General features: G+C 37.5%; 30 protein-coding genes. 13 read left to right on the top strand and 17 right to left on the bottom strand.

Annotation, left to right across the window (positions count from 1 at the left end):
- Positions 1–17 precede the first annotated feature (17 nt).
- Both B554_RS0105625 and B554_RS0105620 read left to right on the top strand, forming a co-directional pair.
- Positions 18–1,232, top strand: coding sequence for a multidrug effflux MFS transporter (locus B554_RS0105625; RefSeq protein WP_019457274.1), 1,215 nt, complete (start codon positions 18–20; stop codon positions 1,230–1,232).
- A 46-nt stretch (positions 1,233–1,278) separates the two neighbouring features.
- Positions 1,279–1,830, top strand: a complete 552-nt coding sequence (locus B554_RS0105620) for a hypothetical protein (protein ID WP_019457273.1) — start codon at positions 1,279–1,281, stop codon at positions 1,828–1,830.
- Here B554_RS0105620 and B554_RS0105615 read toward each other — a convergent pair.
- On the bottom strand, positions 1,825–2,418 hold the full coding sequence (locus tag B554_RS0105615) for a hypothetical protein (RefSeq protein WP_019457272.1): 594 nt from the start codon (positions 2,416–2,418) through the stop codon (positions 1,825–1,827). The genes B554_RS0105620 and B554_RS0105615 overlap by 6 nt on opposite strands.
- A 171-nt stretch (positions 2,419–2,589) precedes the next feature.
- On the opposite strand from B554_RS0105615, the gene B554_RS19220 reads away from it, so the two are divergent.
- A complete protein-coding gene (locus B554_RS19220) occupies positions 2,590–2,715 on the top strand; it encodes a KGW motif small protein (protein WP_019457271.1) in 126 nt (41 codons plus the stop codon).
- 68 nt (positions 2,716–2,783) lie between these two features.
- Positions 2,784–3,098, top strand: a complete 315-nt coding sequence (locus B554_RS0105605) for an NIF3 1 (RefSeq protein WP_019457270.1) — start codon at positions 2,784–2,786, stop codon at positions 3,096–3,098.
- Here the strand turns inward: B554_RS0105605 and B554_RS0105600 are convergent.
- Positions 3,091–3,891 carry an enoyl-CoA hydratase-related protein gene (locus tag B554_RS0105600; protein WP_019457269.1) on the bottom strand — a complete coding sequence of 267 codons (801 nt, stop codon included), beginning with the start codon at positions 3,889–3,891 and terminating at the stop codon, positions 3,091–3,093. The two genes, B554_RS0105605 and B554_RS0105600, sit on opposite strands and share 8 nt — an antisense overlap.
- A gap of 109 nt (positions 3,892–4,000) precedes the next feature.
- Between B554_RS0105600 and B554_RS0105595 the strand changes: the two genes are divergently transcribed.
- On the top strand, positions 4,001–4,567 hold the full coding sequence (locus tag B554_RS0105595; protein ID WP_004699920.1) for a nicotinate-nicotinamide nucleotide adenylyltransferase: 567 nt from the start codon (positions 4,001–4,003) through the stop codon (positions 4,565–4,567).
- On the opposite strand, the gene B554_RS0105590 is transcribed toward B554_RS0105595, so the two are convergent.
- Positions 4,559–5,485: a LysR family transcriptional regulator gene (locus B554_RS0105590; protein ID WP_019457268.1), complete on the bottom strand. Its 927-nt coding sequence runs from the start codon at positions 5,483–5,485 to the stop codon at positions 4,559–4,561. The genes B554_RS0105595 and B554_RS0105590 overlap by 9 nt on opposite strands.
- 97 nt (positions 5,486–5,582) lie before the next feature.
- On the opposite strand from B554_RS0105590, the gene gstA reads away from it, so the two are divergent.
- From gstA to B554_RS0105575, 3 genes are read left to right on the top strand one after another with little or no spacing between them, the layout of a single operon-like run.
- On the top strand, positions 5,583–6,203 hold the full coding sequence (gene gstA / locus B554_RS0105585; RefSeq protein WP_019457267.1) for a glutathione transferase GstA: 621 nt from the start codon (positions 5,583–5,585) through the stop codon (positions 6,201–6,203).
- Positions 6,204–6,215: 12 nt separating this feature from the next.
- Positions 6,216–6,428, top strand: a complete 213-nt coding sequence (locus tag B554_RS0105580) for a 2-hydroxymuconate tautomerase family protein (protein WP_019457266.1) — start codon at positions 6,216–6,218, stop codon at positions 6,426–6,428.
- A 1-nt stretch (position 6,429) separates the two neighbouring features.
- On the top strand, positions 6,430–6,810 hold the full coding sequence (locus B554_RS0105575) for a nuclear transport factor 2 family protein (protein ID WP_019457265.1): 381 nt from the start codon (positions 6,430–6,432) through the stop codon (positions 6,808–6,810).
- A 4-nt stretch (positions 6,811–6,814) separates the two neighbouring features.
- Here B554_RS0105575 and B554_RS0105570 read toward each other — a convergent pair whose 3' ends face one another.
- The 8 genes from B554_RS0105570 to dapD all read right to left on the bottom strand — a co-directional run bounded on the left by B554_RS0105570 (position 6,815) and on the right by dapD (position 11,908).
- Positions 6,815–7,177, bottom strand: coding sequence for a glyoxalase superfamily protein (locus B554_RS0105570; protein WP_019457264.1), 363 nt, complete (start codon positions 7,175–7,177; stop codon positions 6,815–6,817).
- A gap of 11 nt (positions 7,178–7,188) precedes the next feature.
- Positions 7,189–7,758 (bottom strand): CAP domain-containing protein, encoded by a 570-nt coding sequence (locus tag B554_RS0105565; RefSeq protein WP_019457263.1) that lies wholly within the window; start codon positions 7,756–7,758, stop codon positions 7,189–7,191.
- 119 nt (positions 7,759–7,877) lie between these two features.
- Positions 7,878–8,339: a peroxiredoxin gene (locus tag B554_RS0105560; protein ID WP_019457262.1), complete on the bottom strand. Its 462-nt coding sequence runs from the start codon at positions 8,337–8,339 to the stop codon at positions 7,878–7,880.
- Between the two features lie 17 nt (positions 8,340–8,356).
- Positions 8,357–9,043, bottom strand: coding sequence for a diphthine--ammonia ligase (locus B554_RS0105555; RefSeq protein WP_019457261.1), 687 nt, complete (start codon positions 9,041–9,043; stop codon positions 8,357–8,359).
- A 91-nt stretch (positions 9,044–9,134) separates the two neighbouring features.
- On the bottom strand, positions 9,135–9,551 hold the full coding sequence (locus tag B554_RS0105550) for a hypothetical protein (RefSeq protein WP_019457260.1): 417 nt from the start codon (positions 9,549–9,551) through the stop codon (positions 9,135–9,137).
- A 13-nt stretch (positions 9,552–9,564) separates the two neighbouring features.
- Complete coding sequence (queC, locus tag B554_RS0105545) at positions 9,565–10,236, bottom strand: 7-cyano-7-deazaguanine synthase QueC (protein ID WP_019457259.1); 672 nt, start codon at positions 10,234–10,236, stop codon at positions 9,565–9,567.
- 40 nt (positions 10,237–10,276) lie between these two features.
- Positions 10,277–10,987 carry a 7-carboxy-7-deazaguanine synthase QueE gene (gene queE / locus B554_RS0105540; protein ID WP_019457258.1) on the bottom strand — a complete coding sequence of 237 codons (711 nt, stop codon included), beginning with the start codon at positions 10,985–10,987 and terminating at the stop codon, positions 10,277–10,279.
- Between the two features lie 99 nt (positions 10,988–11,086).
- Positions 11,087–11,908, bottom strand: a complete 822-nt coding sequence (gene dapD, locus B554_RS0105535; RefSeq protein ID WP_004699931.1) for a 2,3,4,5-tetrahydropyridine-2,6-dicarboxylate N-succinyltransferase — start codon at positions 11,906–11,908, stop codon at positions 11,087–11,089.
- A 284-nt stretch (positions 11,909–12,192) separates the two neighbouring features.
- Between dapD and carO the strand changes: the two genes are divergently transcribed.
- Positions 12,193–12,942 (top strand): ornithine uptake porin CarO type 1, encoded by a 750-nt coding sequence (carO, locus tag B554_RS0105530; RefSeq protein WP_019457257.1) that lies wholly within the window; start codon positions 12,193–12,195, stop codon positions 12,940–12,942.
- A gap of 89 nt (positions 12,943–13,031) precedes the next feature.
- Here the strand turns inward: carO and B554_RS0105525 are convergent, their stop codons facing one another.
- The 6 genes from B554_RS0105525 to B554_RS0105500 form a co-directional block, all read right to left on the bottom strand.
- Positions 13,032–13,955 (bottom strand): CysB family HTH-type transcriptional regulator, encoded by a 924-nt coding sequence (locus B554_RS0105525; protein ID WP_019457256.1) that lies wholly within the window; start codon positions 13,953–13,955, stop codon positions 13,032–13,034.
- A 71-nt stretch (positions 13,956–14,026) separates the two neighbouring features.
- Positions 14,027–15,088, bottom strand: coding sequence for a sulfate/molybdate ABC transporter ATP-binding protein (locus B554_RS0105520; protein ID WP_002052588.1), 1,062 nt, complete (start codon positions 15,086–15,088; stop codon positions 14,027–14,029).
- An 11-nt stretch (positions 15,089–15,099) separates the two neighbouring features.
- Complete coding sequence (gene cysW / locus B554_RS0105515; protein ID WP_004699936.1) at positions 15,100–15,984, bottom strand: sulfate ABC transporter permease subunit CysW; 885 nt, start codon at positions 15,982–15,984, stop codon at positions 15,100–15,102.
- The gene (gene cysT / locus B554_RS0105510; RefSeq protein WP_004699938.1) at positions 15,981–16,814 is read right to left on the bottom strand and encodes a sulfate ABC transporter permease subunit CysT; all 834 of its coding nucleotides are present in this window, start codon (positions 16,812–16,814) and stop codon (positions 15,981–15,983) included. Before cysT ends, cysW begins: the two co-directional genes overlap by 4 nt.
- A gap of 80 nt (positions 16,815–16,894) precedes the next feature.
- Complete coding sequence (locus B554_RS0105505; RefSeq protein WP_019457255.1) at positions 16,895–17,503, bottom strand: RBBP9/YdeN family alpha/beta hydrolase; 609 nt, start codon at positions 17,501–17,503, stop codon at positions 16,895–16,897.
- Positions 17,504–17,533: 30 nt separating this feature from the next.
- Complete coding sequence (locus B554_RS0105500; RefSeq protein ID WP_002052521.1) at positions 17,534–18,541, bottom strand: sulfate ABC transporter substrate-binding protein; 1,008 nt, start codon at positions 18,539–18,541, stop codon at positions 17,534–17,536.
- A gap of 262 nt (positions 18,542–18,803) precedes the next feature.
- Between B554_RS0105500 and pabC the strand changes: the two genes are divergently transcribed.
- The 4 genes from pabC to B554_RS0105480 all read left to right on the top strand — a co-directional run bounded on the left by pabC (position 18,804) and on the right by B554_RS0105480 (position 21,847).
- Positions 18,804–19,616: an aminodeoxychorismate lyase gene (gene pabC / locus B554_RS0105495; RefSeq protein ID WP_019457254.1), complete on the top strand. Its 813-nt coding sequence runs from the start codon at positions 18,804–18,806 to the stop codon at positions 19,614–19,616.
- Position 19,617: 1 nt separating this feature from the next.
- The gene (gene mltG / locus B554_RS0105490) at positions 19,618–20,688 is read left to right on the top strand and encodes an endolytic transglycosylase MltG (RefSeq protein ID WP_019457253.1); all 1,071 of its coding nucleotides are present in this window, start codon (positions 19,618–19,620) and stop codon (positions 20,686–20,688) included.
- A gap of 9 nt (positions 20,689–20,697) precedes the next feature.
- Entirely contained in the window at positions 20,698–21,297 is a 600-nt protein-coding gene (tmk, locus tag B554_RS0105485; RefSeq protein ID WP_019457252.1) for a dTMP kinase, read from the top strand.
- Between the two features lie 133 nt (positions 21,298–21,430).
- Positions 21,431–21,847, top strand: a complete 417-nt coding sequence (locus B554_RS0105480; RefSeq protein ID WP_019457251.1) for a PaaI family thioesterase — start codon at positions 21,431–21,433, stop codon at positions 21,845–21,847.
- The last annotated feature ends 39 nt before the right edge of the window (positions 21,848–21,886 follow it).

The following is a 21,886-nucleotide window of genomic DNA, read 5'->3' as shown; positions in this document are numbered from 1 at the left end:
AATAGTAGAGAAGAAAAATGAAATCAAAAATCCATTTCCGTGAGTTTGCACTTTTGATGGCATTACTCATGTCTATTGTTTCTTTTTCAATAGATGCAGTTTTACCTGCTTTAGGTGAGATTGGACGAGTTTTTGACTTAAAGAATAATAATCAGACACAGTGGGTCATTATTGGTATTTTTTCTGGTATGACGATAGGGCAACTTATTGCTGGACCACTATCTGATGCGATCGGTCGTAAACGCATTTTATTTGCTGGGATCATCATTTACTTTTTGGGAAGTTTATTGTGCTTTACCACACAAAGTTTTGAATGGTTTTTAGTAGGGCGCTTTATTCAAGGTATTGGGGTTTCTGGACCTTACGTGGCTTCTATTTCAATTGTTAGAGATAAATATAGCGGTGCTCAAATGGCCCGTATCATGTCCTTAATTATGATGGTGTTTATGGTTGCTCCAGCAATAGCACCAAGTCTGGGACAGCTTATTATTCATTTCTTTGGTTGGCGTAATATTTTTGTTTTATATATGGTTTATGCAACAGTGGTTGGTGCATGGGTAGCATTACGACTAGAAGAAACCTTGCTGCCTGAAAAACGTTTACCTATGCGTTTACAAGCATTTCAAGAGGGCTTTAAAGAAGTAGTGAGTAACAAAACCACCATGAGCTATTTGTTATGTGCAGGCTTTTGCTTTGGTGGATTTATTGGCTATTTAGGAACTTCTCAACAAATTTTTATGCAGCAGTTTGGTAAAACTGGGCAAGAGTTTAGTGCTTACTTTGCTGTGCTTGCGGGTGTGATGGGAATTGCTTCATTTACCAACTCTAAAATTGTGATGAAGTTTGGTATGCGTCCAATTTGTATTTATGGCTTTCTAGGTCTGTGCTTAATTTCTTTGGTTTTCTTAGGAATTCAACTTTTAGGCGTGGCTGTGTCATTCTGGATGTTTATGCTTTATGCCTGCATTCTGTTTTTATTATTTGGAACTTTATTTGGTAACTTAAATGCGATTGCAATGGAGCCAATGGGGCATGTTGCTGGTATGGCTTCGGCCATTATTGGTGCAGCGTCCTCCGTTTTGTCACTTATTCTTGCCTCTATTATTGGGCAATTATATGATGGGACCTTAATACCAATGACTGGCGGCTTCGCTATTTTATGCGGTTTAGCATTTATGATGACCGTATATGAGAAGAGACAGTTAAAGATTGTTGATAATGCAAATCTTTGATTAAATATGATAAAAGTTTTATTTATATATTATTGTCTTTAAATAAATGAAGAAAAGATTATTAGATACTGCAACTGTATTACTAGATAAGTTTGTTAATCGTTATCATGATTGTGAGGGTTTTTGGGCAATCGGTGTTTTGTATACACATTGTTTTTCAATAGGTGAGTTTTCCTTAACATTTGATCTATTAAATAGTAACTCTTTCATAAATGATGAATTTTTAAAGAACGTAAATAATAAATTCTCGAGCTATCTAGATGATTATTTAGCAATTCATAAGAAAAAAAGAGAGGATTTGATTGAGGCTGTCATAAAAATTGCATTTGATAAAGATCATAAAATATCAGCAGATACTCTATATGGTGATTATTTCCAGGTTAGAGTAATTCTTGTTGATTCATACACAAGAACTTTTTCTAGATACAATGATGGATATTGTGTGGCTCATACTCATTGGATAAAGCAAAGAAATTATATAGATTCATTACCAATAGAAGATCATCCACTCATAGGGAATTATAATTTCTCATTAAATTTATCTCCAAAATCTTTAGAGATTACAGATGTATTATTTAATATTCCTAAAGTTCTATAATCCATCAGCTCGTGGTGAAAGCCAATCTTTATACTTATTTATTAACTCATTCCTCTTGGCGTCATTAAAGATAATAAAATCAATGCCACCATCATATGGAGCAATAATTATATTTTGCTCAAAAGAAATCATAAAGGCTCGAACCTCATCGTCGGCGATCTTTTTTAATAAGTCATTGTGTTCATTTTTTTTCCAAATTTCATTGATGGAATACGGTCTATAGAAATGATCTTCTTCGTCATCATCATAATTTTCGGGATTAGCTTGTGTTAGATTTATTTCTTTTTCTGGATGAAATTCGTATTTGAGCCTTAAAGTTGGATCATATATTTTATTATTATCGCTTTGACTGAAATAATGACCGGTAACAATAAAAATAGAAGCATTAGAATCGAAACAGTCATCAATAATTTGATTATGACGATTTAATAATAATTCATATTCTGCAGGTGTATCTGCATATCTTTTTGACTCTGGAAGGCTATGAATTCGGAACCAAAATTGTGAAAAATATTGTCGAAAACAATGTGAAATTGGAAGTTTATTAGGATAAAAAAACTTCCATTGATTTATGAATGAATTAGTCATTTTTCTTTTGGCCTAAATATTTATTAACATGTTATTTGATAAGTTACACAAAAAACAATTTAATAAGAAAAATATTTCGATGGGTAAGGTAAATTTATATTAAATTATACTTTAAGGAAGTTGGTTCAATTTTTGCTTTCTCTGTAACAACGATAAAAATCGGAGATCAAAATGATGAAAAACAAAAATCACATAAGAGCGATGTCTACAAAGGACAGAGGCTGGCGCTTATTTGGCTTAGCACTTGCTATTCAAATTCTTTTTATTGGAGCAAATTATTTGGCACTGATGAGCTGACTTTGATTTAGGGTATTCTTAAAAGGTATGCTTTAACATAAGTTCAATATTTTTGGGTCATTTTACAGATGTTAAAGTTAATCTATTACGTACCTGAGTCATATCTTGAGTCGACTAAACAGTCCATATTTGCTGCTGGTGCAGGTGGTATCGGGAATTATGAACACTGCGCATGGCAAGTCAAAGGAATAGGGCAGTTTAAACCAGTCAAAGGCGCTGATCCTTATATTGGACAGCTCGGTGAACTCGAACAAATTGAAGAATGGCGTGTTGAAACAATTGTACTTGAAGAAAAGGCAAGTGAGGTTGCGAAAGCATTAAAGGCAAGCCATCCTTACGAAGAGCCTGCCTTTGAATTTATCCAAATTTTGGATATTAGTTAAATTGTGAGAAATCTGGTTTACGTTTCTGCATAAATGCCTGTACAGCTTCTAGCATTTCAGGTGATTGAACGCGTTGCATAAAGATTTCAGCTTCATGATCAATACATGCAATGATCTTATCCAGATCATGCTTCATCAATGCTTTTGTTTGTTTCAGTGAAGCAAGTGGTAATGCTGCTAAGTGTTGAGCAGTTGCCTGAGCAGATGCGTAAGAATCTTCAACGACTTCATTCACTAAACCAGCTTGTGTTGCCGTTTCTGCATTAAATTTTTTCGCAGTAAACAAAAGTTCAGCTGCTTTGTGATAGCCGGCTTGTTTAACCAATAGTTGGCTAGCACCACCTTCTGGAGAAAGGCCAAGGCTTACAAATGGAATTTGGAATAAGGCAGTGTTGTCAGCAAACACTAAGTCCGCATGTAATAAAATCGTAACACCAATACCAATTGCTACACCTTTTACTGCAATAATCAAGGGTTTCGATAATTTGGCAGCAGATTTAAGGAGTACAAATGGAGGAACTTGACCTGCCGGACCTGCATTAGGATTTTGTACAAAACCCATAAAGTCTTTCATATCATTACCAGCGGTAAAATCTTGTTCAATACCACGTAAAATGACTACTCGTACATCTTTATTTTGATCAGCTTCATCAAGCGCTTGAGCAATCCATAAGTAAAGTTCGCCATATAATGCATTTTTTGCTTCTGGGCGATTTATGGCTAAGGTGAGTACGCCACCTTGCAAATTTGCTTGTAAATGTTCATGAGGTTGTTGAATACAGCTAAGTGTCATCGTACTATCCTTGCTTTAAACCACGTTGTTGATTTTTAGGTTCTCATTATGGCGCATATTTTTTGTAATAAGCGTAACTGGTGAGTTCATAAAAAGTGAAAAACTCATTATGTATACATTTGACTATCTTGTTTTTATAGGGCGTTTTCAACCATTTCATTTGGCTCATATGCAGACAATTGAAATTGCTTTGCAGCAAAGCCATTATGTCGTTTTAGCATTAGGCTCTGCTCAAATGGAGCGCAATATCAAGAATCCGTTCTTAGCAGTAGAGCGCGAGCAAATGATCTTGTCAAATTTTTCACCGGATGAGCAAAAGCGTATTCGGTTTGTACATGTTGTTGATGTTTATAATGATGAGAAGTGGGTAAAACAAGTCAAATCACTGGTAAATGGTGTAATAGAACCGAACTCAAAAGTTGGTTTGATTGGGCATTTTAAGGATGAGTCTTCTTATTATTTGAGACTATTTCCTGAGTGGATTATGGTGGAACTGGATAGCTTAAAGGATTCTATTTCAGCCACTCCAATGCGTGAAGCTTATTATCGTGGTGAAATCCAAACGGAATTTTTTCCTGTAGGAACGATTAAATTTTTAGATGAATTTAAAGAAACTGAAGTTTATGCTGAACTACAACGCAAATATCTCATAGATGATAAAAGTAATTTAAATTAAATCAGTTTGTGGCCTTAATTCTTGAATCAGAAAATCGATAAGAACACGAATATGAAAAGATTCGTGTTTTTTATGTGGGTAGAGGAGAGAAAAAGGACGTGAAGTTCCTGAAAATTTTGTAAGAACTTCAAGCAACTCTCTATTTTTAAGTTCTTTTTCTACTATAAAACGGTAGGTTTGTAATAATCCTGCACTATGTTTTGCTAAGGTGACAGTACCTAAAATATCATCTAAACAACGAATCTTACCTGTGCTTTGATATTCAATAGTTTGATGATTTGAATTGAATAACCAAGGTACATTTTTTCCTGTACTAGGTAACACAAATTGAATGCATTGATGATTCTGCAAATCGTCAAGAGTCTGCGGTGTGCCGAAATTTTTTAAATATTCTGGTGAAGCCACCACTATTAGCTCAGCTTGTTCAAGCTGACGTGCAATCAAATTCGAATCAGCAAATTGTCGTCCACGAATTGCTAAGTCATATCCTTCTGCAATAAAGTCCACATTTTTATTAGTTAGTTGAACATCAACTTCGATGGCGGGATATTGTCGTGAGAATTTTGCTAATAATGGCAATATTCGGTAATGCCCATAAGGTGTCGGTACGCTGATGCGAACCAAACCTGAGGGTTGTTGCTTTTGGTTTTTAAGTTGTTGCTCAGCTTCTAAAATTTGCTTTAATGCTTGTTTACATTCCTCAAAATACATTTTTCCTTGTGGTGTCAAACGTACGTGTCGAGTCGTTCTCATAAAAAGTGGTGTTGCTAAATGTTTTTCTAATCGGGCAATTGAACGGCTTACCGCTGCTGGACTAACACCTGCATGAAGTGCTGCTTTGGAAAAGCTTTCGTTTTCTGCGACTAAGCAAAATAGCTCTACGCTACTAAACATCATTCTTTTTAGCTGTTGAGCCATTTATTACACCATGTAAAAAATGATTTGAGTTTTTGGCTATTTAAGCACATATAAGTAAACAATAAGATGATTTTCATACCTTGTATGGAGTTATTTTATGAAACTATTTTATTCACCAAATGCCTGTTCTTTAGCGCCACATATTGTTTTAAGAGAGTTAGGATTTCCATTTGAATTAATCAAGGTTGATTTACACCAGCATTTAACAGAAATGGGTGAAGACTTTTACCAACTTAATAAAAAAGGACAAGTACCGTTATTACAGCTTGATGATGGTTCATTGTTAACGGAAGGCGCTGTAATTAGCCAATTTCTTGTTGACCAATCGTCAAGAAAAGATTTATTAGCTGAAATAAATACCGTCGATCGTTACGAGACTCTCTCATGGGTGAACTTTATTGCTTCTGAAATTCATAAAGCGTATTCGCCATTTTTCAATGACTCTTATAATGAACAATGCAAAAGTGTATATAGCATCATCCTCAATAAGCACTATTCATGGATTGATGAACAACTAAAGGGACAAAAGTATTTAACAGGAAGCAACTTTACGATTGCTGATATTTATCTTTTTGTCGTTACTCGCTGGTCTGATTTTATTGGGCCCGATTTAAAGAATTTTATGCATTTAGCAAGTTTTATGCAGAGAATCGCCGAGCGTCAAACAGTTCAAGATGCTATTGCAGCCGAATCTCTTTGTTATGAAAGAAAATTATAAAAGGAGATGAGTATGCCTTATATCTTAATTCAAATTACTAAAGAAAATGTCTCGTTACAGCAGAAACAACAATTAATTCGAGAAGCAACGGAGCTTATGGTTCGTATACTTGATAAAGATCCTGCTACTACATTTGTAGTCATTGATGAAGTTGAAACTGATAACTGGGGTGTTGCAGGTGAAACTGTTTCTGCGATACGAAAAAGACAAAGTTGGAGTACTTAAAATGCAAAATAATCCTATTACTGAGATTCAGAAACAACTAGAGCAATATTTTGATGGTTTGTATTTTTGTGATGTGCAACTTCTAAATAATGTTTTTCATCCTGATGCTATATATATCAATGTAACCGAGCAACCCGTACTACGACTTAGCATGGCTGAATATTTTCCGATTGTTGCGAGTCGAATTTCTCCAGCTTCAAAGCGACAAACACGACAGGATAAAATCAATTCAATCAATTTGATTAATGAACGGTTGGCACTAGTACATGTTGAATGCGTTATCCACCCTAAATATTTTTATGATGCTCTTACATTTGTATTTGAAGATGATAAATGGAGGATTATATCGAAAGTATTCCATTATCAAATATTAACGGACTGAATGATTAAGCATCTGCCCAAAATATAAGTCGGTTGGAAAAAGGATCGGTGATGCTGAGTTCAAGGGTTTCCCAATCTGTTTTTTCAACCTGAGGTTTAGAAAATTTATAATCTTTTTTGCTTAGTTCACTATGCAACTCATAAATATGTTCCCAATAAATACGGATTGCACTATGAGGGCTCGCATCTCCAAAATGTTCAGATAAATGAATGATGCAATCATCTTTGGAGATTTGTAAATACAACGGAAAGTTATCTTCAAATTGGTGTTGCCAATCAAGCTGAAAGCCTAAGAAATCAAGATAAAATGATTGAGCTAACGCGACATCAAAAATTCTTAAAATAGGGGTAATTGAACCAGATTGCATCATTTTTCCTTTTAACGTGTACCAAATTGTTGTGTCCAGTAACTCTTTTGTTTAGCAGACTGGTCCGAAGCACAAGCGATTGCATAAGTTGTAAACTTAGGGTTCATTAGGTTACTACAATGTAGAGGGCTTGCTAGCCATTTTGTCATTACTTCATTTAAAGTTTTCTGCCCACTCGCAACATTTTCACCATTAACTTTACCAAGTGAATTATAAAGTTTTAAACGTGACTTTAAATCTAGTCCTGTTGAGCCAACATGTCCAAGAAAGTTATGTGTTGCCATATCTTGACTATGAGAGAGCGCACCTTGGTATAAATTATTATTCCAACTCAGCGGCGTAGTTGCAGAAAAATACTGCTGACCACACTGGCGTGATTGCTGGCGAATTTGATTAATAGTATTAAGAATAGCTTGTTGATAGGCAGGATTTTGTAAATCTTGGCAGCTTATTTCTGTAGGTGATTTCTGAATTTGTGGAGTAGAAGAGCTAAGAGTCGGAGGCATACTCGAAGAGTTCACAGAACATGCAGTTAAAATAAGACTACAAACCGATAAAATAGAAAAGTTTAGTAGACTCATAATCATGCCTTCATTTGAATTATTTTAATATTTTTATCATACGCGAAATTGAACTGATTGAGTGATTTTTATACAATAGAAAAGCGAGTATTAGACTCGCTTTTCTCTACTTAAGTTTATTAAGCTGATTGTAATGTTTTTAAGTCTTCTAGAACTTGTTCAGCATGTCCAGCAGCTTTTACTTTGCGGTAACTTTTAACTAAAGTTTTGTTATGGAAAATGAAAGTGGAGCGTTCAATACCCATTACTTTTTTGCCATACATATTTTTTTCTTTAATGACATCAAAGTGATTACAGAGCACTTCTTCTTTATCACTAATCAGATCAATAGTCAGTGCCTGCTTTTCTGTAAAGTTCTGATGAGCTTTTACCGAGTCGCGAGAGACACCATAAATACGAGCGCCCAAAGCATCAAACTGGTCTTTTAAACAAGAAAAACCGACAGCTTGTGTGGTACAGCCTGGTGTTGAATCTTTAGGGTAGAAGTAAATAATCAGCCATTCATTATCGACTTCAGCCAAATTAACTTCGCCGTGTGTAGTAGGGAAAACCTGATTTGGCAGTTGAATATTCTCAGACATTTCTTATCCTTTAAAAGTTAAATTTGATCTAATTCAAGTGGTAGAAAAGCATATTCTTCATGATAAACAATATCGAGTTTTCTTACAGGAATAGCTTTGTTAAAAATTGGACCATCAATGACAGTGGTATGGAATTCGCCGCCCTCACCACATGGATCAATGCCACGGTTTTCAAGCTCTTCTATATATTCTAAAGATAAAATTTGACCTAAATCTTCTACTTTCATTCCTAGTTTAATATTAACAGTGACAATTACACTTTTAAATCCAAGTTGAATAAACTCTTCAACAACTTCACGGTGCGGACGCAGCCAGAGTGGCATGCCTAATTTAAGCCCCACTGTTTGAGTGACACGGTCATGCCAACAACCATGTTCAGGCATATCTAAGTCACCTGTAACCAGCACTTCTGCACCTTTTTGTTTAGCTTCACTCAATAAGCTAATGAATTTACTTTCATAGTCATTCCAGCTAGATGAAGCCATAAATACGGGTAAGCCCATTGCTTGCGCTTGTGCTCGAATAATATCAAGTGGCATTGCATGCGAACGAGAACGTTGACCATACTCTTCCAGCATAACAATTAAACCCATTACCTTGCCAGTTTTCATAGCGTGGTAGAGAGCAAGAGAGCTGTCTTTACCTCCACTAAATGAGACAATAGACTTTTTATCAGTTGCGTTGGTTTTCCATTGTTCTTGCATGGTTTATTTCGAATGACTAAATGAGTGTTATTTTAGCAGAGCTATAAAAAAAGCCTGCATAAATGCAGGCTTAATTTGACTCAATAAAAGCTTATTTTTTAGGAGCTTGTTGTTGAGCTGCTTTCATCGCATCTTCAGTTAACTTCTCAAGTTTAGTTGTTAACTGAGGACCTAAACATGCTTTAAGATCACGGTTTTGTTGTTGTACAAAAGCTAAAGAGCTTGGGCTTTTCTTCGCATTGATTGCGCTTTGAATTTCCCATTTTTGAGCTTCAGTTACTTTACCTTGAGCATCAACTTGGCAGCTACAGAATTTGCTAACTTCAGCTGAACTTAATTTACCGCCTTTTGCAGTTTGGTCTTTACAAACGTTGATTAATGCACCTTTAACGTTAGTGCTTTTATATGCCGCTTGAACTGGGTTTTCAGCTGCATGAGCTGAACCAGCCATAAGTGCAACTGCTGAGAATAAAGATGAAAGAATAAGATTTGATTTTAACAACTTCATAAATTTTACCTACTTATTGCGGTATGTAGCGTGTTGGATCGGTAACACCAGCATCGATAAAGCCTTCTTTACGTAAACGGCAACTGTCACACTTGCCACACGCACGTCCTTGAGCATCTGCTTGGTAGCAAGATACCGTTTGGCTATAGTCTACGCCATGTTCAATCCCTAAACGTATAATATTCGCTTTGGATAAATGTAACAGGGGTGTTTCAAATTTAAGTGGTTTTCCTTCAACGCCAGCTTTTGTTGCTAAACGAGCCATATTGGCAAAAGCATCAATAAATTCTGGGCGACAATCAGGATATCCTGAATAATCAACAGCATTGATACCAATCACAATTGCTTCAGCATTGAATACTTCAGCTGCTGCTAAGGCATATGAAAGGAAAATTGTGTTACGTGCTGGTACATAAGTTACAGGAATGCCTTCTTGTAATTGTTCTGGTACCGCAATGTTATGGTCTGTAAGTGCAGATCCGCCTAAATTTGCTAAATCGATATTAATAACACGATGTTCAACACCAGCACATTGAGCTAATGCTTTTGCTGCATCGAGTTCAGTGGTCGAGCGTTGACCATACATAAAACTAATAGCAATACATTCATAGCGCGCTTGTGCCCAAGCTAGGCAAGTGGTTGAGTCTAAGCCGCCTGAAAGTAAAACAATGGCACGAGGGCGCATATTTTTCTCCATATTCGGAATAATTTATTTTATTGAGCGATTAACGACCTGATTCATCATTCCAAAGCAGTTTATGTAACTGTAGTTGGAAACGAACAGGCATTTTATCGTCCAGTATCCACTGTGCCAGATCACGTGCTAAACGTGGTAGGCCAACAGCACCTTTTTCAACTGCAAAAGCAGGGGAGAACCAAACGGTACTGACTTTAGTTTGCAGTTGATATTGTTCAACTTGTTGCTTTGACCATTCATAATCTTCACGGTTACAAATCACAAATTTGATTTGGTCATGTGATGTTAGACAGTCAAGATTGCTGATGAGATTACGATGTTCTTCACCAGAAGTTGGAGTTTTTAAATCGAGGACTTTAGAAACGCGTGGGTCTACTTTTGACACATCGAGTGCGCCACTGGTCTCTAAAGAAACGTCAAAACCTACATCGCATAAACGTTGTAATAAAATTAAGCAATTTGGCTGCGCTAAAGGTTCACCACCAGTCACACAAATATAAGGGGTTTTATATTTTTCAGCCGTTTCAATAATGTGCTCAAGTGATAAACGCTCGCCACCTTCAAAAGAATAAGTGGTATCGCAATATGTACAACGTAAAGGACAGCCTGTGAGACGAATAAATACAGTCGGTAGACCAGAGGCATTTGCTTCACCCTGCAACGAGTAAAAAATCTCGGTAATGCGTAAACCAGACGCAGGGTCAGAGACAGGAATTGCAGAGGAACGTAAGGAAGCCATTCTAGAAATACCACATTATATAAAAAATAAAATCTCTACGATCAGTGTTGATCGTAGAGATGAGGAGCGATTAAAGCTCCGCAAGAGAGTTATAACAAATTAGTCAGCGCGTAACAAATCGTTCAAGCTAGTTTTTGCACGTGTTTTTGCATCAACTTTTTTCACGATGATTGCAGCATATAAGCTGTAAGTACCACATTTAGATGGCAAGCTGCCTGAAACTACAACTGAACCTGCTGGTACACGACCGTAATGGATTTCGCCAGTTTCGCGGTCATAAATTTTGGTTGATTGGCCGATGAAAACGCCCATTGAGATAACTGAACCTTCTTCGACAATAACACCTTCAACGATTTCAGAACGCGCACCGATAAAACAGTTATCTTCAATAATAGTTGGGTTAGCTTGTAAAGGCTCTAAAACACCACCAATACCTACACCACCAGACAAGTGAACGTTTTTACCAATTTGAGCACATGAACCTACAGTTGCCCATGTATCAACCATTGTGCCTTCATCTACATAAGCACCAATGTTGACATAAGATGGCATTAACACCACATTTTTAGCTTGGAAGCTACCACGACGAGCAACAGCAGGAGGCACAACACGTACACCAGCAGCTTTAAATTGCTCTTCAGTCCAACCAGAGAATTTAGTTTCAACTTTGTCGTAGAAACGAAGATCACATGACTCGATTGGTTTATTGTCATTGAGTTTAAATGATAATAAAACAGCTTTTTTTAACCATTGATGAACAACCCATTCACCATTGATTTTCTCTGCAACACGAAGTGTACCGTTATCTAATCCAGCGATGGCTTCTTCAACAGCTTGGCGAATTTCGCTTGAGCAATCTGCTGCAGTAAAGTTTGCGCGGTCTTCAAATGCTTGCTCAATGATCGTAGAAAGCTGAGACATGATCTTCCTTCCATAAAAAATTTTAAAGATTTTACACTAATTTGTGACAAGAATCTTTGAAAAAACGTGTTACTTTTTAAGCGAGAGTTAAAGTGGAAAAGCTTATTAGATAATCAAGTGTTTTTTACACAAAAATGATTTGAAAATAAAAATTTAACTCAATTTGTATCAAAAAATAACAGAAATCTAGCAGTTTTTGTATAAAAAAGACTCTATGCTCTTGAATATAATTTTTGTCACAAGCTGAAAAATTAAAAACAGAGCCTTTTCTTGAGGAGAAAACGATGAAAGTATTACGTGTTTTAGTGACAACTACAGCTTTACTTGCTGCTGGTGCTGCAATGGCAGATGAAGCTGTTGTTCATGACAGTTATGCATTCGATAAGAACCAATTAATTCCAGTAGGCGTACGTGCTGAGGCTGGTACCACAGGTTACGGTGGTGCTTTATTATGGCAAGCAAACCCATACGTTGGTTTAGCATTAGGTTATAATGGTGGTGACGTTTCTTGGCGTGATGATGTGTCAGTAAATGGCACTAAATACGACTTAGATATGGACAATAACAACATTTATTTAAATGCTGAAATTCGTCCATGGGGCGCGAGTACTAACCGTTGGGCGCAAGGCTTATATATTGCCGCTGGTGCTGCTTATTTAGACAATGATTATGATTTAGCTAAACGTATTGGTAATGGTGGAACATTAACAATTGATGGTAACAATTATCAGCAAGCAGTTGCCGGTCAGGAAGGTGGTGTTCGCGGTAAAATGAAGTATGAGAATGATATTGCTCCTTACGTAGGTTTTGGTTTTGCACCTAAAATCAATAAAAACTGGGGTGTATTCGGTGAAGTAGGTGCTTACTATACTGGTAATCCAACAGTTCAGTTAACTCAATATAATCTTGCACCTGTAACAGGTAATACTACGCTTCCACAAGATGCAGTTGATAAAGAAGCAAATAAAATCCGTAACGATGACAAATACAAATGGTTACCAGTGGGTAAAGTTGGTGTGAACTTCTACTGGTAATATCCTAAAGAAAAACGAGCTTCGGCTCGTTTTTTTTGTACTTAGTAAAATAAAAGAGCTTAAAAGCTCTTTTATTTTATTCTTAATTTTTATTCATCTGGATAAGCAATTTTCTTAAGCGCTTTAATATCAGCATCGGGTGAGCATAAAGAAATAAACTCATAACCGTAACCACGTAATAAATGACCTTTACGAACAGCAATCCATGTGGTGTTAACACCAAAGATATCAGTTTTAATTTGCTTTAAACGATAGTCACGTTCTGCATCGTAAGCAACATCGTTGACAATTCCGACGCCCATGCCAAGTTCTACATACGTTTTAATAACATCGGCATCAAGAGCAGACATTACAATATCAGCATCGATTTGAGCGTCTTCAAATGCTTTATCAATTTTTGAACGGCCTGTAAAACCACCGTGATAAGTAATTAGCGGATATTCAGATAGAGCATCAAGATCAATCTTATTGAGCTTTGCAAGCGGGTGATCTTGCGGAGTAATAATACTGTGTTGCCATTGATAGTATGGAATACTTGCTAAGTTTTCTTCAGTTGTTAAAGACTCTGTCGCAATACCAATATCTGCTTCACCTTGTAAAAGCATTTCTGAAATTTCAACGGGGCTGGCTTGTTGCAAAATCAAATGTACTTTAGGGAAGAGCTTTTTAAATTGATTGACGATCGGTGGTAGTACATAACGTGCTTGAGTATGCGTTGTCGCAATTGTTAACGTACCTTCATCCACTTTATTAAAGTCATCGGCAAGACGTTTAATATTTTCCGCATCTACAAGCATACGCTCTACAATGCTAAGTAGTGATTGGCCCGGTTCAGTTAAACCAAGTAAACGTTTACCTTTACGAACGAAAAGTTGTACACCTAATTCATCTTCTAAATCTTTAATATGTTTACTTACACCTGATTGAGAGGTGTATAACGCGGCAGATGCTTCCGTTAAATTAAAGTTTTGGCGTACTGTTTCTCGGATAATTCTTAATTGTTGAAAGTTCATTTACACTTTTCCTCGAAAGAGGTGAGGAATGGCTTTAAATTCCGCGACATGATTCCTCACCAAATAATTCCTTAAGCAACTTGATCTGCAAATAGATGAAGTTGAGATGCACTGACCCAAACAGTTTGATTTGGTTTAAATGCATGTTGTTTTGCAGCTTCACTGCTCAGAGCAATCTCAATTAAACGTCCATTACGATCTTGTAATTCCGCCACTACTTTTCCAGCAATCCAGACTTCACGTACAAAAGTTGCTTCAATTGTATTTGCCTGAGGTTGCGAATGAATATGTAACTCATCCGGACGGGCAAAAGCAATCACTTTTCCTTGCGGTGCCTGAACTGTAGTCGGTAATTCGATACGATCATTGCCAATACGGATAATACCGCCAGCATGTTCACCTTCAAAACGATTTGCTTGACCCAAGAAATCAAATACAAATGGCGTTGCAGGTTTTTCGTAGACTTCTCGCGGCGAACCAATTTGTTCGACATTGCCTTTATTCATCACAATAATCTGGTCGGCCACTTCAAGAGCTTCTTCTTGATCATGGGTTACGAAAATTGAAGTGATATGCAATTCGTCATGCAAGTTGCGTAACCAGCGACGTAATTCTTTACGGACTTTGGCATCAAGTGCGCCAAATGGTTCATCAAGTAATAAGACTCGTGGCTCTACTGCCAACGCACGGGCTAAAGCAATACGTTGACGTTGACCACCAGAAAGCTGAGCAGGGTAACGGTCTGCTAAAAAGCCCAGTTGAACTAGATCAAGCAGACGAGTAACACGTTTTTTAATCTCAGCTTCCGAAGGACGGGTCGCACGAGGGCGAACACGTAAACCAAAGGCAATATTGTCAAATACAGTCATGTGACGGAATAAAGCATAGTGCTGAAATACAAAGCCGACTTGACGTTCGCGAACATGGACATTAGTTGCATCTTCGCCTTCAAGTAACACTTGACCGCCATCTGCTGATTCTAAGCCAGCAATAATACGAAGTAGTGTGGTTTTACCGCAGCCAGATGGTCCGAGTAGCGCAACCAGTTCACCCTCTGGAAAGTCTAGGGAAATATTTTTAAGCGCATGGAATGCACCAAAGTGTTTTTCAATATTCTTAACTTGAATACTCATGATTTCATTCCTTACGAATCAGTTGAATGCGGTTCTGGTTTGTCTTGATGTAGTTCTAACCAAGTTTTCAATACCAGTGTTAATAAGGCTAAGAAAGCAAGTAATGAGGACACAGCAAAGGCTGCACTAAAGGTGTACTCGTTATATAAAATTTCAACATGAAGTGGCAGGGTATTGGTTTCACCACGGATGTGGCCAGAAACTACCGATACTGCACCGAACTCACCCATTGCACGCGCATTACACAAAATCACGCCGTAAATTAAACCCCACTTAATGTTAGGCAGAGTGACTTTCCAAAAGGTTTGCCAGCCTGAAGCACCTAACACAATTGCTGCTTCTTCTTCCTCTGTTCCTTGAGCTTCCATCAGTGGAATTAACTCACGTGCAACAAAAGGAACGGTAATAAAGATGGTCGCTAATACAATCGCAGGTACGGCATATAAAATCTTGATGTCATGGTCCATTAACCAGCCGCCTAACCAACCTTGAGCACCAAAAATCAGTACAATCATTAAACCTGCAATAACAGGCGAAACCGAAAAAGGCATATCAATAATGGTGGTTAAAATCGCTTTGCCTCTAAACTGGAACTTAGAAACAGCCCATGCAGCGGCAATACCAAATATCACGTTAATTGGAACGGCAATCGCTGCTGTGAGTAATGTTAATTTCACCGCTGACAAAGTATCTGGATCAATTAGAGCCTGAACATAAACTTCAAGGCCTTGTTTAAATGCTTCAACAAAAACCAAAATAAGTGGCAGCATCAAGCAACTAAGAAAGAAAATCAGTGCAACTGTAATGAGCGTATAACGTACCCAAGTCGGTTCACGAGTCGCATCACGGGACTGTAGCTTCAAAGCAAGTGCATTGCTGTCGGTATGTAGGTTCATGTGATATTTCTCCCTGTACGACGGTTTGCCCAGGCTTGCAGTAAATTAATAGCAAATAAAATAATGAAAGAGAGAACTAACATGACCGCTGCAATGGTGGTTGCACCTGCATAATCATATTCTTCAAGGCGAGAAATAATCATGAGCGGGGCAATTTCTGTTTTAAACGGCTGGTTACCTGCGATGAAAATTACAGAACCATATTCACCCACGCCACGAGCAAATGCTAAAGCAAAGCCTGTAAATAGAGCAGGTAGTAATATTGGCAAAATAATTTTAGTAATCGTCTGCCAGCGATTTGCTCCAAGTGCAGAAGCAGCTTCTTCAAGCTCGGTTTCGATATCGCTTAGTACGGGTTGAACAGTTCGAACAATAAAAGGAATACCAATAAATACTAAAGCTAGCGTAATCCCGATCGGTGTATAGGCAACCTGAATACCGAGTGGTTCTAAATATTGACCAATCCAGCCAGTGGGTGCATAAAGTGAAGTAAGCGCAATACCTGCAACTGCTGTTGGAAGTGCGAAAGGTAAGTCTACTAAAGCATCAACCAGACGTTTTCCGGGAAAGTTATAACGAACAAGGCACCAAGCTAAAAGTAGTCCGAAAACAACATTAATAAACGCCGCAATTAAAGCTGAACTAAAGCTCAATTGAAGCGATTTTAAAATACGTTCAGAGGTTAAAATTTCCCATAGTCCGTCCCATCCGATTCCAAATGATTTGATAAAGACTGCGGCTAATGGAATAAGCACAATAAAAGAAACGTAGGCGAGGGTGAAGCCCAATGATAGACCAAACCCAGGCAGCACTCGGGATCGCTGCGACATGATATTTCCTCAAAGAGAAAAGCCTGCTGAAACCAGTAAGCGAATAAATAAAGATAAACGGCGCGGTATAAAGCTGGGTATTAAGCAAATTTCAAAGAGAAATGTGTCTTTACCGGATCAATAGATGAGTGGCTACACATCGAGTCTTCAGGAAGTAGATAATTCAGTAAGTCAGGGAATGGGCCAAAACCAGAAGCAACATTAATATGACCGACTTCTCCAAGATTAATAGGATTTAATTGCCAAGCTTTAGCAAGTTGTAAAGCATCAAAAAAATCTAACCAAGGATCATTTTCACTAATCAGTAGTGTTGTAGGCACATTAATTTTTAACTGATGAAAATAATCTTTGTAGTCAGTCAAGCTATGGCGAGCAAAACCAGCTTCACCAAAACGTGCCGGATTTGCGGGAGCAACCAAAATTAGTTTTTTAACTTGAACTTGTAACTCAGGATGCTCGGCCAAAGCGGCAACACTTGTTAAGCAACCGAAACTATGCGCAACAATTTGTACTGGTGCTTGTACTGTTTGAACAGTTTTAACAAATTGCTCAATCCATTCACTTAATACGGGTCTATCCCAGTTTTTTTGCTCAACACGAGAACTAGACACGAGTTGACGCTGCAACCAAGATTGCCAATGTTGATGTTCACTTCCACCTACACCTGGAACAATTACAGAGTGAGTCATGTCTGTTCTCCTTATCCTTAGTACAAAGAATTACTTCTCTGCACTATTGATTTTCACGATTTGATCGAAAACTCCACCATTATCAAAGTGTTGTTTTTGCACTTTTGTCCAACCGCCAAACTCTTTATCAATTGTTACGAGTTTCAATGGTTTAAATACATTGCTGTATTTTTTGAGTACAGCTGCATTACGCGGACGGTAGAAGTTGCGTGCCGCAATTTCTTGGCCAGCAGGTGAGTACAAGTAGTTGAGGTAACCTTTCGCGATGGTGAGATTGCCTTTTTTGGCAGCATTTTTCTCAACAACAGCAACTGGTGGTTCAGCTAAAATCGAAAGAGACGGGGTAATAATTTCAAATTTGCCTGGTTGTTCGCGAACAGCTAAATGAGCTTCATTTTCCCAAGCAAGCAATACATCACCAATGCCACGTTCAGCAAAAGTCGTGGTTGCACCGCGTGCACCCGAATCTAGAACTTTAGTGTGCTTATAAATTTGGCGGACATATTCTTGTGCTTTAGCATCGTTACCACCTGGTTGATGTTTTGCCCAAGCCCAAGCTGCAAGGTAGTTCCAGCGAGCACCGCCAGAAGTTTTCGGGTTTGGTGTAATAATTTCTACACCTGGTTTGATTAAGTCACCCCAGTCTTTAATTTGTTTAGGGTTACCCTTGCGTACCAAAAACACGATTGTTGATGTGTATGGAGTAGAGTTTTGTGGCAACTTCTTCTGCCAATCAGTTGGAAGCAATTTTGCTTTTTCAGCAATTTCATCAATATCAGCTGCAAGCGCTAATGTCACAACGTCAGCATTTAAGCCATCAATCACGGCACGAGCCTGTTTACCAGAACCACCGTGTGATTGTTTAAACTGAATATCTTGTCCAGTACGCTGTTTCCAATAAGTACCGAACTGTTTATTAAAGTCTGTATATAACTCGCGAGTTGGATCATAAGAAACGTTTAAGAATTCTTGAGCTGCAAATGATGAAACAGAAAGAAGTGCAGCAATAACCCCGACTTTTAATTGAGAAAAACGCATGAGATAACCCCTCAAAAATACGAAATGTTCAAAACATGAACGCAGAATAGCGCTAGTCTTTATTCTAAAAAAATAATAAAAAACGAATTTAATATGAAAAATATAGAAATATAAAAAATGGATAAGCTATTCTTAAATCTTGATATATAACAAGTTTCAAAAGTGCTGATTAAATCGGTATAATTTTTTAAAATCAGTCATTTATTAATTAAATGAAAGGTGTTGTATTGTTGGGCGGTTTTTAAGAAAGGACGGATTAAGCATGTGGTGTTTTAAAAATGGGCAACCTGTTGAAACCATTCCGTTACTAGACCGAGCATTTCATTATGGAGATGGATGCTTTACCACAATTCGTATTTTTCAAAATAAGATCGAGCTTAAAGCAAGACACTGGGAACGTCTAAAACTTGCCTCCCAAAAACTAGCTTTAACTGCAAACTTTGACTTCATTGAACAGAGTTTACAGCATCTATATAAACAAAACCTTTTACTCAATGGCACTTTAAAAATTGTAATTAGCCGTGGTGAAGGTGACCGTGGTTATAGTTTGCCAAAGCATGAAGCAGATATTTATGTCTGGTTCTATCCAAAAGCATTAGATCAGTTCCGACCAGACTTTATTAAGTGTGGGGTTTTAAATCAGGCCTTGGGTTTAACCATGCCGAGTCTAGTGGGACTTAAATCTTTAAACCGGCTGGAACAGGTGCTGCTAAAAAAAGAAGCAGATCAACAAGGGTGGGTAGAAGCATTAGTATCTGATGTACAAGGTTATATTGTTGAAGGGGTAAGCAGTAATTGTTTTATTCGTTTAAATGATAGATGGATTACACCAGAACTTCGCTATAATGGCGTCCACGGTGTGATGCGCGCAGAAATTTTGGCGCGTATGCAGCACTATGGAATTGCCTGCGAAGTCAGAATAATTGAATTAGATGAAGTGCCACAAATACAGAGTCTATTCTTTTGTAATGCTTTACATCCAATGCGAGTGGTTACTCAAATCGGTGAACAAACTCTAGATTCACAGGCGTGCCTAAATTTATTTCATAATCTTAACTTGAATCAGATTCATTAATATGCCGAAGCCACCTGTGAACGCGAAAGCAAAAAATGCTAAAAAAAAGGGCAAGAAAACAGCATCTCATTTTCCTAAAAAGTTGGTGCTGATTGGCTTTTTTATCGTTTTAATTTCTATTTTTGCTATTTTGTGGTCAAGTTTATTTAAAGCTTATCCTGTTGAAGGGAAAAAGCAGATGCTATCGATCACATCAGGTGAGACCTATTCTGGTTTTATTGATCATTTAGCCAAAGACAACAAAATCCATTTCCCTATTGTACTTAAGCTTTATCAAAAGTTCATGATTCATGACAGCATGAAAGCTGGTGTGTATGAAATCGAACAGGGAATGAGCGTAAGGCAAGTATTAGAGATGTTGTCTAATGCTGATAATGCTCAGATGAACCGTGTTTTGGTGATTGAAGGTACAACGTTTAAACAACTTATTACTGCATTAAAGAATGATAAAAATGTAAAAAATACAATACTCGATTTACCGGATGATCAGCTCATGAAGGCGCTAGGAATTCCATATCATCATCCGGAAGGTTTATTTGCGCCTAACACTTATTTCTTTGCAAAAGGTGAGACTGATAAAAAAATCCTCACCGCTTTATATCATCATCAAATGAAAGCCTTAGATACTGCTTGGGCAAATCGTGCACCAAACTTACCTTATAAAGATAAGTATGAAGCTTTAATTATGGCTTCAATTGTTGAAAAAGAAACAAGTGTAGATAGTGAGCTTGAGCAAGTATCTGGTGTATTTGTGCGCCGTTTGAAAATTGGTATGCGTTTACAAACTGACCCAACCGTGATTTATGGAATGGGTGATAACTATAAAGGTAAGATTACTCGCGAAGACTTACGTACACCAACTGCATATAATACCTATACCATTAATGGTTTACCGCCGACACCAATTGCTTTACCTAGTCAAAAGGCAATTGAAGCAGCATTACATCCAGATGACTCAAATAATATTTATTTTGTGGCAACTGGTAATGGCGGTCATAAATTTACAGCAGATTTACAGGCTCATAATCAAGCGGTACAAGAGTACTTATCCGTGTTGAGATCGAAGAAATAAGGAAAAAAGATGTTTATTAGCTTTGAAGGCACGGAAGGGGTAGGTAAAACTACACTCATTCGAAAAATTCATCAGCATTTTGAAGAGCAAGGTAAACAAGTTGTTTTAACCCGTGAACCAGGTGGTACGCCTTTAGCAGAACAAATACGTTCAATGCTTTTGGCGGTGAATCATGATGAAAATATGAGTCACGATACTGAACTACTCTTAATTTATGCGGCACGTGCGCAACACTTACAACAAGTGATTTTGCCCGCTCTAGAGTCTAGCAAAATTGTTTTAAGTGATCGCTTTACCGATGCAAGCTTTGCTTACCAATGTTCGGGTCGTGGTTTAAGCCAAGATAAATTACAGCTTTTAAATCAGAACTTTGTGTCACGTATGCCAAACGTGACTTTCTGGTTAGATGCACCGATTGAACTCGGTATGAACCGTGCACGTGAGCGTGGAGCTTTAGACCGTTTTGAACAAGAAAAGTTAAGTTTCTTTACTAAAGTTCGTGAAGGTTATGAGACCTTATGGAAAGCTGAACCTGAACGTATTAAACGTTTAGATGCTACGCAAAGTCCTGATCAGGTTTTTGAGCAAGCCTTACAATATTTAAGATAAATAATAAAAGCCACTCTCATATTTGTGGGAGTGGTTAAAAATAATGACAAATCTGCTTAAAAAGAACATAGAACATATTGAGCAATATTTTATGCTATTTTGAATACTGTTCTTAAATCGAAGAAAAACAAGGATGAAAAGTTCAAAAGAAGAAATTATAGCGTTTCTTGAAAAGGAATTTCCCCCAAGTCTTGAACATTGCACGATTGAATCAGTCACGCCTAAAGCTGCTGTCGTTTATTATCACGTCGATCAAAGACATCAACGACCAGGCGGTACCATATCTGGGCCTACCATGATGACTTTGGCAGACTTTGCTTTGTATATTGCAATACTCGGTGAAATCGGAATTATTGGTTTAGCCGTAACCACTAACTTTAATATTAATTTTTTAAGAAAACCTGCAGGTGATAAAGATCTACGCAGCGAATGTAAACTCATGAAAGTCGGAAAGAGTCTGGTTGTTGGTGAGGTTTGGATTTATTCAGTTGGATTAGATGAACCTGTAGCGCATGTAACCGCAACTTATTCAATTCCACCTAGACCATGAATATTAAATTCAAAAAAAGCACAGCAAGAGCTGTGCTTT

The sequence above is a fragment of the Acinetobacter sp. GG2 genome (assembly GCF_000292385.1).
Classification (GTDB): Bacteria; Pseudomonadota; Gammaproteobacteria; order Pseudomonadales; family Moraxellaceae; genus Acinetobacter; species Acinetobacter seifertii.
This window is presented reverse-complemented; position numbering and strand designations above follow the sequence as displayed.

Bases quoted from the DNA above. Each gene is read 5' to 3' on its own strand.
- B554_RS0105625 (WP_019457274.1), top strand. From the start codon at position 18: ATGAAATCAAAAATCCATTTCCGTGAGTTTGCACTTTTGATGGCATTA.
- B554_RS0105620 (WP_019457273.1), top strand. From the start codon at position 1,279: ATGAAGAAAAGATTATTAGATACTGCAACTGTATTACTAGATAAGTTT.
- B554_RS0105615 (WP_019457272.1), bottom strand. From the start codon at position 2,418: ATGACTAATTCATTCATAAATCAATGGAAGTTTTTTTATCCTAATAAA.
- B554_RS19220 (WP_019457271.1), top strand. From the start codon at position 2,590: ATGATGAAAAACAAAAATCACATAAGAGCGATGTCTACAAAGGACAGA.
- B554_RS0105605 (WP_019457270.1), top strand. From the start codon at position 2,784: ATGTTAAAGTTAATCTATTACGTACCTGAGTCATATCTTGAGTCGACT.
- B554_RS0105600 (WP_019457269.1), bottom strand. From the start codon at position 3,891: ATGACACTTAGCTGTATTCAACAACCTCATGAACATTTACAAGCAAAT.
- B554_RS0105595 (WP_004699920.1), top strand. From the start codon at position 4,001: ATGTATACATTTGACTATCTTGTTTTTATAGGGCGTTTTCAACCATTT.
- B554_RS0105590 (WP_019457268.1), bottom strand. From the start codon at position 5,485: ATGGCTCAACAGCTAAAAAGAATGATGTTTAGTAGCGTAGAGCTATTT.
- gstA (WP_019457267.1), top strand. From the start codon at position 5,583: ATGAAACTATTTTATTCACCAAATGCCTGTTCTTTAGCGCCACATATT.
- B554_RS0105580 (WP_019457266.1), top strand. From the start codon at position 6,216: ATGCCTTATATCTTAATTCAAATTACTAAAGAAAATGTCTCGTTACAG.
- B554_RS0105575 (WP_019457265.1), top strand. From the start codon at position 6,430: ATGCAAAATAATCCTATTACTGAGATTCAGAAACAACTAGAGCAATAT.
- B554_RS0105570 (WP_019457264.1), bottom strand. From the start codon at position 7,177: ATGCAATCTGGTTCAATTACCCCTATTTTAAGAATTTTTGATGTCGCG.
- B554_RS0105565 (WP_019457263.1), bottom strand. From the start codon at position 7,758: ATGAGTCTACTAAACTTTTCTATTTTATCGGTTTGTAGTCTTATTTTA.
- B554_RS0105560 (WP_019457262.1), bottom strand. From the start codon at position 8,339: ATGTCTGAGAATATTCAACTGCCAAATCAGGTTTTCCCTACTACACAC.
- B554_RS0105555 (WP_019457261.1), bottom strand. From the start codon at position 9,043: ATGCAAGAACAATGGAAAACCAACGCAACTGATAAAAAGTCTATTGTC.
- B554_RS0105550 (WP_019457260.1), bottom strand. From the start codon at position 9,551: ATGAAGTTGTTAAAATCAAATCTTATTCTTTCATCTTTATTCTCAGCA.
- queC (WP_019457259.1), bottom strand. From the start codon at position 10,236: ATGCGCCCTCGTGCCATTGTTTTACTTTCAGGCGGCTTAGACTCAACC.
- queE (WP_019457258.1), bottom strand. From the start codon at position 10,987: ATGGCTTCCTTACGTTCCTCTGCAATTCCTGTCTCTGACCCTGCGTCT.
- dapD (WP_004699931.1), bottom strand. From the start codon at position 11,908: ATGTCTCAGCTTTCTACGATCATTGAGCAAGCATTTGAAGACCGCGCA.
- carO (WP_019457257.1), top strand. From the start codon at position 12,193: ATGAAAGTATTACGTGTTTTAGTGACAACTACAGCTTTACTTGCTGCT.
- B554_RS0105525 (WP_019457256.1), bottom strand. From the start codon at position 13,955: ATGAACTTTCAACAATTAAGAATTATCCGAGAAACAGTACGCCAAAAC.
- B554_RS0105520 (WP_002052588.1), bottom strand. From the start codon at position 15,088: ATGAGTATTCAAGTTAAGAATATTGAAAAACACTTTGGTGCATTCCAT.
- cysW (WP_004699936.1), bottom strand. From the start codon at position 15,984: ATGAACCTACATACCGACAGCAATGCACTTGCTTTGAAGCTACAGTCC.
- cysT (WP_004699938.1), bottom strand. From the start codon at position 16,814: ATGTCGCAGCGATCCCGAGTGCTGCCTGGGTTTGGTCTATCATTGGGC.
- B554_RS0105505 (WP_019457255.1), bottom strand. From the start codon at position 17,503: ATGACTCACTCTGTAATTGTTCCAGGTGTAGGTGGAAGTGAACATCAA.
- B554_RS0105500 (WP_002052521.1), bottom strand. From the start codon at position 18,541: ATGCGTTTTTCTCAATTAAAAGTCGGGGTTATTGCTGCACTTCTTTCT.
- pabC (WP_019457254.1), top strand. From the start codon at position 18,804: ATGTGGTGTTTTAAAAATGGGCAACCTGTTGAAACCATTCCGTTACTA.
- mltG (WP_019457253.1), top strand. From the start codon at position 19,618: ATGCCGAAGCCACCTGTGAACGCGAAAGCAAAAAATGCTAAAAAAAAG.
- tmk (WP_019457252.1), top strand. From the start codon at position 20,698: ATGTTTATTAGCTTTGAAGGCACGGAAGGGGTAGGTAAAACTACACTC.
- B554_RS0105480 (WP_019457251.1), top strand. From the start codon at position 21,431: ATGAAAAGTTCAAAAGAAGAAATTATAGCGTTTCTTGAAAAGGAATTT.